Annotated in this window: 12 protein-coding genes; 8 read left to right on the top strand and 4 right to left on the bottom strand. The window is 63.7% G+C overall.

Annotation, left to right across the window (positions count from 1 at the left end):
* Positions 1 to 21: 21 nt before the first annotated feature.
* Positions 22 to 2283, top strand: coding sequence for a patatin-like phospholipase family protein (locus tag ASC45_RS02835; protein WP_082454208.1), 2262 nt, complete (start codon positions 22 to 24; stop codon positions 2281 to 2283).
* On the opposite strand, the gene yihA is transcribed toward ASC45_RS02835, so the two are convergent.
* Positions 2264 to 2893, bottom strand: coding sequence for a ribosome biogenesis GTP-binding protein YihA/YsxC (yihA, locus tag ASC45_RS02840; RefSeq protein ID WP_342665683.1), 630 nt, complete (start codon positions 2891 to 2893; stop codon positions 2264 to 2266). The two genes, ASC45_RS02835 and yihA, sit on opposite strands and share 20 nt — an antisense overlap.
* On the opposite strand from yihA, the gene ASC45_RS16140 reads away from it, so the two are divergent.
* The 6 genes from ASC45_RS16140 (at position 2892) to ASC45_RS02865 (ending at position 9861) form a co-directional block, all read left to right on the top strand.
* Entirely contained in the window at positions 2892 to 3020 is a 129-nt protein-coding gene (locus tag ASC45_RS16140; protein WP_281173290.1) for a hypothetical protein, read from the top strand. The genes yihA and ASC45_RS16140 overlap by 2 nt on opposite strands.
* A gap of 147 nt (positions 3021 to 3167) precedes the next feature.
* Positions 3168 to 3884 carry a c-type cytochrome gene (locus ASC45_RS02845; protein WP_055449532.1) on the top strand — a complete coding sequence of 239 codons (717 nt, stop codon included), beginning with the start codon at positions 3168 to 3170 and terminating at the stop codon, positions 3882 to 3884.
* Positions 3885 to 4262: 378 nt separating this feature from the next.
* Positions 4263 to 6488 carry a cytochrome c biogenesis protein ResB gene (locus tag ASC45_RS02850; protein WP_055449533.1) on the top strand — a complete coding sequence of 742 codons (2226 nt, stop codon included), beginning with the start codon at positions 4263 to 4265 and terminating at the stop codon, positions 6486 to 6488.
* Positions 6489 to 6501: 13 nt separating this feature from the next.
* Positions 6502 to 7968 (top strand): c-type cytochrome biogenesis protein CcsB, encoded by a 1467-nt coding sequence (ccsB, locus tag ASC45_RS02855; protein WP_072242958.1) that lies wholly within the window; start codon positions 6502 to 6504, stop codon positions 7966 to 7968.
* Positions 7969 to 8158: 190 nt separating this feature from the next.
* A complete protein-coding gene (msrP, locus tag ASC45_RS02860; protein ID WP_055449534.1) occupies positions 8159 to 9169 on the top strand; it encodes a protein-methionine-sulfoxide reductase catalytic subunit MsrP in 1011 nt (336 codons plus the stop codon).
* A 2-nt stretch (positions 9170 to 9171) separates the two neighbouring features.
* A complete protein-coding gene (locus tag ASC45_RS02865) occupies positions 9172 to 9861 on the top strand; it encodes a protein-methionine-sulfoxide reductase heme-binding subunit MsrQ (RefSeq protein ID WP_055449535.1) in 690 nt (229 codons plus the stop codon).
* On the opposite strand, the gene lysA is transcribed toward ASC45_RS02865, so the two are convergent.
* On the bottom strand, positions 9834 to 11126 hold the full coding sequence (lysA, locus tag ASC45_RS02870; RefSeq protein WP_055449536.1) for a diaminopimelate decarboxylase: 1293 nt from the start codon (positions 11124 to 11126) through the stop codon (positions 9834 to 9836). The genes ASC45_RS02865 and lysA overlap by 28 nt on opposite strands.
* A gap of 27 nt (positions 11127 to 11153) precedes the next feature.
* The gene (lptM, locus tag ASC45_RS15405) at positions 11154 to 11324 is read right to left on the bottom strand and encodes an LPS translocon maturation chaperone LptM (protein ID WP_082454210.1); all 171 of its coding nucleotides are present in this window, start codon (positions 11322 to 11324) and stop codon (positions 11154 to 11156) included.
* A 26-nt stretch (positions 11325 to 11350) separates the two neighbouring features.
* Between lptM and cyaY the strand changes: the two genes are divergently transcribed.
* On the top strand, positions 11351 to 11677 hold the full coding sequence (gene cyaY / locus ASC45_RS02875; RefSeq protein ID WP_055449537.1) for an iron donor protein CyaY: 327 nt from the start codon (positions 11351 to 11353) through the stop codon (positions 11675 to 11677).
* Positions 11678 to 11694: 17 nt separating this feature from the next.
* On the opposite strand, the gene ASC45_RS02880 is transcribed toward cyaY, so the two are convergent.
* A complete protein-coding gene (locus tag ASC45_RS02880; protein ID WP_055449538.1) occupies positions 11695 to 14058 on the bottom strand; it encodes a penicillin-binding protein 1A in 2364 nt (787 codons plus the stop codon).
* Positions 14059 to 14112 lie beyond the last annotated feature (54 nt).

The raw sequence follows: 14112 nt of genomic DNA on the forward strand, positions 1-14112 counted from the left end.
GGGAGTCGGCACAATTCGGGGATGAACGCACTCCCATCGCGCCTGGTCGCGCGTCTCCTGCCGTTACTGGTCGGCCTGTTCTGGCTGACCATTGTCGTGGACGTTGCCGCAGCAGCACCGGTGAAGCAGCCGGATGCAGGCGAGGGCAAGATTTGCCTCGTCCTCTCCGGCGGCGGGGCGCGCGGGCTGGCGCACATCGGCGCCCTGGAGGCGCTGCAGCAACTGCATGTGCCCATCGACTGCATCGCAGGCACCAGCATGGGCGCCATCATCGGTGGGCTGTATGCGGAAGGGGTGTCAGTCGATGTGTTGCGCCAGCAGGTCTCGGGCATGGATTGGACCAGCGTGCTGTCGAGCCGTCCGGCGCGCGAGGGGCTGACCTTCAGCCGCAAACGTGCCGACGAGCAGATGCCTGGCGGCATCGAATTCGGCCTGAGCGACCGAGGGCAGGTGCAGTTTCCGAACGCGGCGGTGAACACGACCCAGCTGGAGCAGGTGCTGACCAATCTGACCCTGCCAGCGATCGGCGTGCACGACTTCAACGATCTGCCGATTCCGTTTCGCGCCGTAGCGACCAATATGGTGAACGGCAAAAAGGTCATCCTGCAGCACGGTGTGTTGGCCACGGCGCTGCGCGCGAGCATGTCGGTGCCCGGCGTGTTTCCGCCCACCGAGGTGGGCGACGCTCTGCTGGGCGATGGCGGCCTGGTGGACAACCTGCCGGTGGACGTGGCGCGCGACATGGGGGCCAAGCATGTCGTGGCGATCAACATCGGCACGCCGCTGGCCTCGCGCGCCTCGCTCGACAACATCGTCGGGCTCACGTCGCAGATGATCAACATTCTGATCGAGCAGAATATCCGCGCGCAGATCGGCACGCTGGGGCCCGGCGATGTGCTGATTTCGCCCGAGCTCGGCGATGTATCCGCGCTCGATTTCCAGGCGGGCGACCGCGCCATCAAGATCGGCTATGACGCGGTGATGGCCGCACGCGAGCAGCTTGCCCCGCTGGCGCTGCCGCCGGCGCAATATGCGCAGTGGCGCGACGCCTTCGCGCGCAGGGCGCAGGCGCTGGTGGCGCAGTTGCAGTTCAATGCGCCTCTGGCGGGTGTCGAGGTGCGCGGCCTGACACCGGGTGTGAGCCGGACGATTCAGGCGCAACTGCAGCAGAAGGCAGGCGAACCCCTGCAGTTCGACAAGGTGCGCGAGGACGTGGATCGCCTGTTCGGCACGGGCGATTTTTCCCGCGTCGATTACCGACTCGTTTCCGGCCGACATGGCCAGGTGCTGGAATACCGACTGCAGGACAAGCCCTGGGGCCCCAACTACCTGCGCTTCGGCCTGGGGCTCTACACCGATCTGCGCAATCAGTCGCGTTTTTCCCTGCAGATTTCGCAGCGCCGCCCTTGGCTCAACGACCTGGGCGGGGAGTGGCGCAACGACCTGCAGATCGGCTGGCGCAACCGCTGGATGTCCGAGCTGTACCAGCCGGTCAATCGGGGCGGCTGGCTGTTCGTGTCGCCCTATCTCGATCTGAACTCGCGGCCCGTCGATGTCTATGTCGGCGACAACCCCATCCTGCGCTACCGCCTCACCACCGAGCGCGTCGGGCTCGATCTGGGCGTGCCGCTGGGCGAGTACGGCGAAGTGCGCGCGGGCTGGAGCCGGGCGAACATCTACGGCAGCTATCTGCTGGGAACGCCGGGTCTCGTCAAGAGCGCCGTGCTGCGCGAGGGCGGATTGCGGCTGCTGCTCATCGCCGACCGCCTCGATCACGCCTACTTCCCCCGCGAGGGCTGGCGGGGCCGCGGCGAGGTGTTTTTCGCCCGCACGGTGCTGGGCAGCGATGCCAACTACGACCGCATCGATCTCTCCGGTCAAGACGTCGTCAGCTTCGGCCGCCATACCCTGGAGGTCGCCGCCCGGACCGCCAGCTTCCGCGACCGCACCGGGCTGAATCTCGATTACCTTTCGCTCGGCGGCTTTGATGCGCTCGGGGGCTACCGCGAAGGGCAGCTCATCGGCAACTATCTGATCTATGGCCGCATCGGGTACCGCTACGAACTCATCACGCCCGGCCTGTTCGGCGGCGCTGCTTACCTCGGTCTGGCCTATGAACGCGGCAACACCTGGGCGCAGCGCAGCCAGGTCAGCCTGGGCGATCTGCGCTCGAGCACCAGCGTTTATCTGGGCACCGACACGCCGCTGGGCCCGGTGTATTTCGGCTTCGGCAAGGCACCGGGCCAGAAGATCAACTTCTATCTCACGCTGGGTCGGCCTTGATGTCGTGCGCTTCGTCGTGCGAGTGGCGCACCGCGTCTTCGAGCCAGCTTTCGATCAGTTGTGAAGCGGTTTCGATGCCCGACAGCCGCGTGGCCGAAAACAGTTGCAGCGAGATCGGCGCCGTCATGCCCACCGCCTGCGCATGCTGCGCGAGTTGATCGCGCGCGGCCTGCGCTGCTCGTTGCCCCTCTTGCCGATTGAGCTTGTCGGCCTTGGTCAGCAGCACATGCAGCGGCACGCTCGCCGGGGCCATGAATTCCAGCAGGCTCAGATCGATGTCGGTCAGACCCAGGCGCGAATCCGCCAGCAAGATCAGGCCGACCAGCGGCCCGCGTTCGGCCAGATACTGGGCCAGAAACAATTGCCAGCGCTTCTTGTCGGCCTTGCCCACGGCGGCATAGCCGTAGCCCGGCAGATCGACCAGCAGGCCGCTGGGATGCTCCTTCGGCCCCACTGCGAAAAAATTGATGTGCTGGGTGCGACCGGGCGTTTTGGAGGCAAACGCCAGTTGACGCTGCTGGCACAGGGTGTTGATCGCGGTGGACTTGCCGGCGTTGGAGCGGCCGACGAAGGCGATCTCCGGCAGACCCGTGACCGGCAGATTGTCCATGGCCGAGCTCGTCACCATGAACCTTGCGCTGTGCAGCAGCGGACTGAAGCGCACCGGCGCTGCCGACCTGCTGGAATTCCCTATATTCGCCATGACTTATGTATCGTTAGGATGCGCCAACTCATGAAAACAAGCTGGCCGGGGCGCAGCGTTGGGCTGTGCTCATGCCGGAGTCCGAGCCGCGCGGCGCAGTGCACGCAGTGCATTGTCGCTGTTTGTTCACTGTTTGCTTACTGTTTGCTCTTTGCGGCCTCCTTTCTGATGGATTGCCTTCATGCCTACCCCTAAGGTCGATATGCGTGTTGCCCTGATCGCTGCTGGCTTGCTGCTGGCTTCTGCCCCATCCTGGAGCGCAGAAACACCGGCTGCCCCGGCATCGAGTGTGATGGAAAGCTCGTTCCCGGCGCCGACAGCGGCGCAGCTTCAGGCCGGCGCCAAGGTGGCGCAGACTTGCGCGGCCTGCCACGGCCTCGACGGCAACGCGACGTCCACCGAGTTTCCCAAGCTGGCGGGGCAGCACGCCGACTATCTCGTCAAGCAACTGCACGACTATCGCGTCGCCAAGGGCGCCAACCACCCGGCGCGCATCAACGCCATCATGAACGGCATGGCCGCGACGCTCACCGACGCGCAGATTCGCGATGTGGCGCTCTATTACAGCCGCCAGACCTTCAAGCCCGGCGTGACGTTTGCCGACAAGAAAGATCTCAAACTCGGCCGGTCGATCTGGATGGCCGGCATTCCTGACCGTGCGGTGCCCGCCTGTGTCTCCTGCCACGGGCCTGGAGGCGCGGGCATGCCTTCGCGCTATCCCCGTATCGGTGGGCAATGGCAGGGCTATCTGGAAACCGAGCTGCAGATGTTCCGCAATGATCGCCGCACCAACAGCCCGGAAATGCACGACATCGCCTCGCGCATGACGGACCAGCAAATTGCCGCCGTGGCCGACTATGCGGCCGGTTTGCGGGCGCACTACGGCATGCCGCGCTGAGTTGCCTCAAGGGATCGAGCGGCGATACGCACTGTTACCGGAACTTTCTTCGGCCCGGGCAGCTCTTTTCACGGCAACACCCGCGTTCTTGGTGGGATGAAGTGCGGGGCTGAAGACCGCGCGGCGCTCAGTCGAGCAGCACTCCGACCCTGCCGCTCGCAAGCCGACACCCAAGCCCCGGCCTGTGGAATGTCAAATTTGAGGTTTTGCTCTTTTGTTATAGTGGTTCGTTGATCTTTTCATGTTCCGGCGCCCGCCTTCAGCTGTGATTTCAGTCCCTTGCAAGGGCGCTTCATGTCGGGCCGATTCCTTGCAGTTCGGTTCATCGTCTGCACATTTTTCTGCAAATCGTTCGCTCTGAACCGAGTTTCCCACCGTATGTCTGCCAACCCAACGCCCGTTCCCAACACCACTCTGAGCACCTCCGGCTGGGAATTGAAGCACGGTTCGCGAGCCTGGCGCGCCTTCATCGAGCTGCTGTCGTCGATGCGTTTCGCCATCGCCCTGCTGGTGATCGTGGCCATTGCCAGCATCATCGGTACGGTCTTGACGCAGGGTCAGCCCTACAACAACTACATCAACCAGTTCGGACCGTTCTGGGCCGAAGTGTTCCGCAAGTTCGAGCTCTACAACGTCTATTCCTCCTGGTGGTTTCTGCTGATCCTGACCTTTCTGGTCGTGTCCACCAGTCTTTGCCTGATCCGCAATACCCCCAAGATCATCACCGACCTGAAGACTTACAAGGAAGGCGTGCGCGAGCAGAGCATGCGTCACTTCCACGAGCGCGGCGAGGCGACGTTCACCGACGGTCGTGCCGCCACGGTAGCGCACCTGACCGGCGTGATGCGCAGCCATGGTTACAAGGTCAAGCTGCAGGAGCGGCCTGCTGCCCAGGAAGGTGCCGCAGCCTCCACCATGATCGCCGCCAAGAAAGGCGGGCTCAACCGCGTCGGCTATGTGCTGGCGCACGCCGCCTTCGTGCTGATCTGCGTGGGCGCGCTGTTCGACGGCGACATGATGATCAAGGCGCAGATGTGGATGTTCGGCAAGGAGCCGCTCAAGACCAATATGCTGGTGTCGCAGGTGCCCGAGATCAACAAGCTGTCGGTGCACAACCCCACCTACCGCGGCAACCTGCAGATTCCCGATGGCGGTGAATCGAACATGGCGGTGCTGACCATGGGTGACGGCGTGCTGCTGCAGCCGCTGCCGTTTGAGATACACCTGAAAAAATTCAACATCGACTTTTACTCCACCGGCATGCCGCGGCTGTTTGCCAGCGACGTGGTCATCACCGATCCGCGCAACGGCAAGAGCTTCCCGGCCAAGATCGAGGTCAACCATCCGCTGACCTACGACGGCGTCACCATCTTCCAGTCGGGCTTCGCCGATGGCGGCTCCGAGTTGTTTCTCAAGGCCTGGCCGATGCACGGCCCCAGCGACAAGACCTTCGATCTCACCGGCACCGTGGGCTCCGACCGTCAGCTCAGCAACGGGGCGCAAAGCCTGCAGGTCGAGTTCAGTGAACTGCGCGTCTTCAACGTGCAGGACATGAGCCCGGCGCAGACCAGCGGCATCAAGCCGAAGGACAAGTCATCCTTCATGTCGAGTTTCGATCAGCATCTCGGCGCCCCCGTGGCGGCCCCGGGCGAGCGCCATCTGCAGAACATCGGCCCTGCGGTGATCTACAAGATTCGCGACGCCTCGGGTCAGGCGCACGAGTATTTCAACTACATGCTGCCCACCGAACTCAACGGCGAAAAGGTTTTCCTCGCCGGCGAGCGCGGCTCGCTGGACGCCGGGTACAAATACCTGAGAATCCCCGCCGACGGCAACGATTCCATCGACGGCTGGATGCGCTTCCGCGCCGCCCTGTTCAATCCGAAGGCGCGCGAGCAGGCCGCAGCGCAATATGTGTCGGCCACCCTGCCTCCCGATGCGACGGCCGAACTGAAAAGTCAACTGATGGTCACCGCGGGCCGGACGCTGGATATTTTTGCTGGCGAAATCCCCAACGATCCCAAGACCGGCAAACCGGTGGTGCAGGCCCCCGGTGGTCTGCCCGCGCTGGCGCAATATCTCGAAGCGGCAGTGCCTGAGGACAAGCAGCAGCAGGCCTCCGACGTGTTCGTGCGCATTCTGAATGGCACGCTCTGGCAGCTCTGGCAGATCAGCCGCGAAAATCACGGCGAAAAGCCCGCGACGCAGGATGCGGCTCACGAGAAGTTCTTCGACTCGGCGGTGCTGGCCCTGTCCGACACCTTCTTCTACCCCGCGCCGCTTTACCTGCAAATGACCAACTACAAGCAGGTGCAGGCCAGCATCTTCCAGGTGGCGCGTGCCCCTGGAAAGGTTGTGGTCTATACGGGCGCGGTCTTGCTCATTCTTGGCGTGTTTGCCATGCTTTACATCCGCGAGCGCCGAATTTGGTTCCTGGTGAAGGATCGCGCCGATGGCGGCAGCGACACCCTTATGGCCATGAGCACCAACCGCCGCACTCTGGAATACAAGAAGGAATTTGAAACACTGCGCGCAGCCAGTCTGGGCGTAGCATCACCCGACCCGACGCCCGACTCTCCCGCGCCGGACAATGCCTCGACCTGAATAGGGACCCGCCATGGAACTTGCCAGCAAATCCCATAGCCTGCCACTGAACTCCAAGAGTTCGGAACCCCCGCGCCAGAACGGCATCGGTGCATACCTGCGCCGACGCTCCGTCTACGACTGGATCTTTCTGCTGCTCATCGTCGGCGGAGATGCCTTTGTGCTGAGCCAGTATGGCCAGAACATGAATTACTACGTCAAGCTCATTTTCCTGGGCGCGACCACCACCCTGCTGTTCCTGGGCTGGGGCTGGACTGCGATCAAGAATCTGGCGCTCGTGGTGGCCGGTCTGTCGCTCTTCGGCATCTGGCTGTATTACGGGCCGAACGGGCAGCCGGTTCTGGCGCGCAGCGAGCAGGTCTTCTTCCTCAAGTACTTCCTGGCCAGCCAGTCGGCAATTCTGTGGATGGCCTTCCTGCTGTTCCTCAGCACGGCGGCCTACTGGTTCGGAATGTTCACCGGCCCTGCGCAGAACACCGCGGTAGGTATGGCCTTGGCGACCGGTGGTGGCGGCGCGATCGCCGGTGGCGGTGACGGGGTGGTGCGCGATGCCAAGGGCTGGCAGTCCAACTTCGCGCAATACTTCGGCTCACGCTTGGCCTGGGTGGGCGTGACCATGGCGCTGGTCGGCACCATGATGCGCTGGTTCGAGAGCTACCAGATCGGCCCGGACATCGGCCATATTCCGCTGTCGAACCTGTACGAAGTGTTCGTGCTGTTCTCCTGGCTGACCACCATTCTGTATCTGTATTTCGAACAGAAATACAAGACGCGCAGCATGGGTGCTTTTGCCATGCTGGTGGTCAGCGCGGCGGTGGGTTTCCTGCTGTGGTACAGCATGGTGCAGAACGCCTATGAAATCCAGCCGCTGGTGCCCGCACTGCAAAGCTGGTGGATGAAGCTGCACGTTCCGGCCAACTTCATCGGCTACGGCACCTTCGCCATCGCGGCCATGGTCGGCTTCGCCTACCTTATCAAGACCCATGCCCACGAAACCTCCTGGTGGAAGCTCACGCCGCTGTGGATCATCGGTTTCGTCATGTTCTTCGAGCCGCTGGTGTTCCGTCAGGGTGGTATTTCCGAATATTGGGGCGTGTTCGCCGGGGTCTCGGCGCTGATCGTCGGCGGCATTCTGTATGGTCGCCAACGCATCGCCGCGCACCTGCCCTCGCTCGAAGTGATGGACGACGTGATGTACAAGTCCATCGCCATCGGCTTCACCTTCTTCACCATCGCCACCATTCTGGGCGCGCTCTGGGCTGCCGAGGCCTGGGGCGGTTACTGGAGCTGGGACCCTAAGGAAACCTGGGCACTGATCGTCTGGCTGAACTACGCCGCCTGGCTGCACATGCGCCTGATCAAGGGTCTGCGGGGTCAGGTTGCCGCCTGGTGGGCTCTTACCGGCCTGCTGGTCACCACCTTCGCCTTCCTCGGCGTGAACATGTTCCTCTCGGGCCTGCATTCCTACGGCAAGCTTTGAGTTCATGGGATGACGGAAAAAGGCCCTTCGGGGCCTTTTTTTGTGGCGCGAAGTCCCTCTGCTCATCCGGGTTGGCGTTGCGCTGTAAGGTTTGGCCTGCTGTGCCGACTACCTTAGGCAGCGATGGAATAACGCTGATCGTCGTTCCGTCGATAGGCTGGCAAGGCCGCACTCTCCGCAGGAGCAAGTTATGAGCAAGCGACAGGATCAAGGCTTCGAACATCCGACCTCTTCGGACATCACGCCGAAGGAAATCTACAAGGACCGCCGTCACTTTCTGGCGGCCGCCGGTATCGGTGCGGCCGCTGGCGTGGCCGCGCTGACGGCGCATCATGCGCAGGCCACGTCGGCAGGCGGTGGTCAACCCGCGCCGGGCAAACTGCAGGCCCTGGCCTCGCGCAAGAACAGCGCACTGTCCACCACGCAGACGCCCACGCCGTACAAGGACATCACGACCTACAACAATTTCTACGAATTCGGCACCAGCAAGAGCGATCCGTCGCAGAACGCCGGCAGCCTGAAAACCCGGCCGTGGACGGTGGTGGTGGAAGGCGAGGTGAACAAGCCGCGCACCTTCGGCATCGACGATCTGCTCAAACTCGCGCCGATGGAAGAGCGCATCTATCGCCACCGCTGCGTCGAAGGCTGGGCCATGGTGGTGCCGTGGCTGGGTTATTCGTTCTCGCACCTACTCAAGGCGGTCGAGCCCACGGGCAACGCCAAGTACGTCGAATACATCACCCTGCTCGACCCGGCGGAAATGCCGGGGCAGAACGACCCGATCCTGCAATGGCCCTACCTCGAAGGTCTGCGCATGGACGAAGCGATGCACCCGCTCACCCTGCTGACCTTCGGGCTGTACGGCGAAGTGCTGCCGAACCAGGACGGCGCGCCGATGCGCATGGTCATCCCGTGGAAATACGGCTTCAAGGGCGGCAAGTCCATCGTCAAGATCCGGCTGGTGGAAAAGCAGCCCATCACCTCTTGGATGCGCGCTGTGCCGCAGTGGTACGGCTTTTATTCCAACGTCAACCCCGATGTGAGCCCGCAGAACTGGAGCCAGGCGAACGAGCGTCTGATCGGCCAGGGCGGCGCCTTTGGCGGCTTGTTTTCGCCGCGCGTGCCCACGCAGATGTTCAATGGCTACGGCGCGCAGGTTGCGAGTCTGTATCAGGGCATGAACCTGACCAAGTTCTTCTGATCATGGGCACGTCACTGTCATGGCCGCGTCGGCTGTTGCGCGTCCGCGCGGCCAAGCCGCTGATTTTCTTGCTGTGCCTGCTGCCGTTTGCGGGCCTGTTCTGGCGCGGCTGGACCAACAATCTCGGCCCCAACCCTGAACAGACCGTGATCTGGACTACCGGTCTGTGGGCCTTGCGCCTGCTGCTGATTACCCTGGCCGTCACCCCGTTGCGCAAGCTGACCGGCTGGGCCGAGCTGGCGCGGTTTCGGCGGATGTTCGGTCTGTTCGTGTTTTTCTACGCGCTGCTGCACTTCACCGCGTGGCTCGGTCTAGTCAACGGTTTCAGTATCGACATGGCGGCGCGCGACATTGTCAAACACCCTTTCGTGCTGGCGGGCATGACGGCCCTGCTGTTGATGACGCCGCTGGCGCTGACCTCGACCAACGGCATGATCAAGCGGCTCGGCGCCCGTCGCTGGCAGGCTCTGCATCGTCTGGTGTATGTAGTCGGCGCCGTCGCGGTGTTCCACTTCTGGTGGGGCAAACTGGCCAAGAACAACACCGCCAGCCCGACGGTCTACGCCGTCATACTTGCCGTGCTGCTCGGCCTGCGGCTGCGGTGGGCGTGGCGTGCTGCGCAGGCGCGCCGGGCCTCATTGCAGGGCGAGCGAGCTGCCGACGATCAGGGCAAGAGCCGTTCGCTGGCGTAGAGCTGTTCGACCGTCTCGCGCGGGCGGATCAGCGTGGTGCTGGCACCCTCGACCATGACTTCGGCGGGACGACCGCGGCTGTTGTAGTTGGACGCCATCACCATGCCGTAGGCACCGCTCGACAGCACGGCCAGCAGATCGCCTTCCTCCAGGACCAGGGCGCGGTCGCGCGCCAGCCAGTCGGCCGATTCGCAGACGGGGCCGACGAGGTCGTACTTCAGCGCGTTGCCCTCGCGGCGTTCGGCCGGGACTACCATCTGCTCTGCGGCATAAAGGGCAGGGCGGATGAGATCATTCATGCCGGCATCCACCACGGCGAAATGCTTGGCGGGGGTGGACTTGAGGAACAGGGTGCGCGTGAGCAACACGCCGGCATTGCCGACGATGGAGCGGCCGGGTTCGATCATTACGGTGCGATGGCCGAAGCCCCGTGAGACCATGCGCGCGAGCAGAGGCTGCAGCCACTGCTGCGGCGTGGGCGGTGTCTCGTCGGTGTAGCGGATGCCCAGGCCGCCGCCCAGATCGATGTGCTCGATTTTGGCGCCCCTGCGTTCGATGTCTTCGACCAGATCCAGCACCTTGTCGAGGGCATCGAGGTAGGGCTCGACGGTCGTGATCTGCGAGCCGATGTGGCTGGCAATGCCCACCAGCTTGACGTGACCCATCTGCGCGGTCTGCAACGCCAGCCGCGTGGCCTGGTCTTGCGAGATGCCGAACTTGTTGGTCTTCAGCCCGGTGGAGATGTAAGGGTGTGTGCCGGCATCGACGTCGGGGTTCACGCGCAGGGCGACGCGGGCGACCTTGCCCGCCGCCTGGGCCACGCGATCGAGCGCGGCGAGTTCACTGGGCGACTCGACGTTGAAGCATTCGACGCCGACGTCCAGCGCCAGGCGCATCTCTTCCGCCGTTTTGCCCACGCCCGAAAACACCACCTTGGCGGCATCGCCTCCTGCAGCCAGCACTCGCTTGAGTTCTCCGCCCGAGACGATGTCGAAGCCCCAGCCCAGGCGGGCGAGCAGTTGCAGCACGGCCAGGGTGGAGTTGGCCTTCACCGCGTAGCGCAAGGCTACATGCACCGGGCTCGCAGCGGCGGCCTGGCTGTAGCGCTGCGCCGCTTCTTCGATCGCGGTGCGCGAATAGACGTAAGTCGGGGTGCCGAAGGCTTCGGCCACGCTGGATGCCGTCACCTGCTCGATCTGCAGGGTCGGGCCGTTGTAGGCGACGTGGGGATGTCCAGGCAGGTTGGGAAGGGTGATGGTCTTCATCGCAGTGGAACAAGAGCGGTGGCGCGATCAGCGCGACGCGGCCGATGCCGCTTGCGCAGGGGCGGTGGCGTGTGCGGGCGTTGGCAGGTAAAGCGGGCCGGTCTGGCCGCAGGCGCTGAGCAAAACAATCACGCCAAGCACGGCCATCGCCTGCCATACGGCACGCGGGAATCGCAGTCGATTAAGCTGTCTGTTCATCGAAAAACCAGTGTATCAGCCACCCCATGACCGACACGCTCGACGACACCCGTTATCTGCAGATTGCCGAACAGGCCATGGCCGCCATCGAAGCGGCGGCCGACGCCATCGATCTGGACTCCAAGCGCGATGGCTCGGTGCTGCGCCTCGATCTCGACAGCGGCGATCAGGTCATCGTCAATCTGCAGCAGCCCACGCATCAGGTCTGGCTCGCCTCGCGCCTGGGGGCGCATCACTATGTGTGGAACGGCCAGCATTGGTGCGACACCCGTACCGGCGAAACCCTGGGCGCCGCGCTGCAGCGGGTCATGGCCGGGCTGGGCGCTCCTTCGCTGGCTCTGCCATCGCTGTAGGGCGCGGCTGCATCGCTCTAATTGCTCTTGAACAGGTTGAGAATCGAATCTCGCTCCTCGGGCGTGACCTCGGGGGCGGGCAGAGGGTCGTCCATGCCGAGGCTGCGCACGCCCGAGCCTGCGGCAAAGTTGCTGAAGACCGGCTCGCCATTCTCCACCACGATGCCTGGGGGCTGCGCGTAGCTGGACACCGGTACATAGCGCAGGGCCGTTTGCATGTACTTGATCCAGATCGGCAGCGCCAGCGCCCCGCCGGTTTCCTTGTTGCCCAGTTTCTTCGGTGTGTCATAGCCCACCCAGGCGATGCCCACCAGGCTGGGCTGGAAGCCGCAGAACCAGGCGTCCAGAAAATCGTTGGTCGTGCCCGTCTTGCCGTACAGATCGGGACGTTTGAGCGTGGCCTGAGCCCGCGCGGCTGTGCCTGAGCGCGTGACTTCCTGCAGCAGGCTATCCATCACATAGGCGTTGCGCGGCGAGATCACCCGCAGCTTTTCATCGCCAGCCTGCTGCGGTTTGTCCTGGAAAAGCACCTGTCCCTGGGCATCGGTGATCTTGCTGATGAGATAGGGCTTGATCAGGTAGCCGCCGTTGGCAAACACGCTGTAGGCGCGGGCCATCTGCAAGGGCGTGACCGTGCCGGCGCCAAGGGCGAGCGTGAGGTAGGGCGGCTGACGGCTGGCATCGAAGCCGAAGCGCGTACTCCAGGTCTGCGCGAACTTCGGGCCGATGTCATCCAGCACGCGGATGGCCACCATGTTCTTCGACTGGGCAACAGCGCGTCGCAGGCTCATCGGCCCTTCGTACTTGCCGTCGTAGTTTTTCGGCTCCCAGGACTCACCGCCGGTTTGTGCTGCCGAGAAGAACAGCGGAGCGTCGTTCACCACGGTGAGCGGGGTGATGCCCTTTTCCAGCGCCGCCGAGTAGATGAAGGGTTTGAAGCTCGATCCGGGCTGCCGCCACGCTTGTGTGACATGGTTGAACTTGTTGCGCGAGAAATCCAGCCCCCCCACCATGGCCACGATGGCTCCGTTGTTCGGGTTCATCGACACGAAGGCCGATTGCACCTGCGGCAACTGGGTGATCACCCACTGCCCGGGCCCGTCGCCCGCCAGCCAGACGACCGCGCCGGCTCGCAGCTTGGTCGCAGGCTGCGCCTTGTCCGACAGGCCGAGGGCCCGCACCTGCCGCAACCCGGCGCCCGAAATATCGACGATCTGGCCCGCTTCCGTCATCACCTTCACCAGACTGGGGCTGGCGCTGAGCACCACACTGCACAGCAGACCGTCGGCCGCCGTGCGATCGGCACATGCCTGTTCAATGGCGCCGGGAATGGCATCCACCGCCGCGGGCAGGTCGATGAAGGCGTCTGGGCCGCGGTAGGGCTGGCGCAATTCATAGGACAGCACCCCGCTCTGCACCGCCCGCCAGGCGGCGAGCTGATCGCGGGCGTTGATGGTGGTGTAGACATTCAGACCGCGGGTGTAAGCCGCATCCTGATAGCGATCGAACACCATCTGGCGTACGGTCTCGTTCACGTATCCGGCGTGTATGTCGCGATCGGTCTGGTTGGTGCGCAAGGCGAGCGGCTCGTCGCGGGCCTGCTGCGCCTGGGCGGCCGAAATCCAGCCCAGTTGCTGCATGCGCGCCAGCACATGCAGCTGGCGCTGGCGCGCGCGCTGCGGATTGCTGATGGGGTTGTAGGCCGAAGGCGCCTTGGGCAGGCCGGCCAGCATCGCCATCTGTGCAAGTGACAACTGATCGAGCGGCTTGGCGAAATAGGCCTGGGCGGCCGCGGCAAAGCCATAGGCCTTGCGGCCCAGAAAGATCTGATTCATGTAGAGCTGCAGGATCTGATCCTTGCTCATTTGCTGCTCGATCTTCAGCGCGAGCAGCACCTCGAACAGCTTGCGGGTGAAGGTCTTTTCGCGCGACAGATAGAAATTGCGCGCAACCTGCATGGTGATGGTCGAAGCGCCCTGACTGCGCGACCGCTCCAAATTGGCCACCAAGGCCCGCGCCACGCCGGGCCAATCGATGCCCCCATGCTCATAGAAACGATCATCCTCGGTGGCGAGTACCGCCTTCTTCATCAGATCCGGGATCTGTCCGATCGGTGTGAACACCCGCCGCTCCTCGCCGAACTCTCCGAGCAGCACGTTGTCTGCCGAATAGACGCGCAAGGGCAACGTGGGCTGGTAGTCCTGCAACTCGGAAATATCGGGCAGGCGCGGCCAGCTGAACGCCAGAACCAGCCCCACGACGAGCAGCGCCGCCACGAACAGCCCCGCCAGCGAGACCAGCAGCCCGATCAGGGCGCGCAGCCACCAGGGTGAGCGCGGCTTGGGTGCCGGGGATGAAGAGGAGGCAGAGGACGATGTCATGAAGTCGGGCGGAATCGAAGTTCCGCGAGAGGCAAGCGCAAAACCGGACGCTTA

Source organism: Thiomonas bhubaneswarensis (assembly GCF_001418255.1).
Taxonomy (GTDB): Bacteria; Pseudomonadota; Gammaproteobacteria; order Burkholderiales; family Burkholderiaceae_C; genus Thiomonas; species Thiomonas bhubaneswarensis.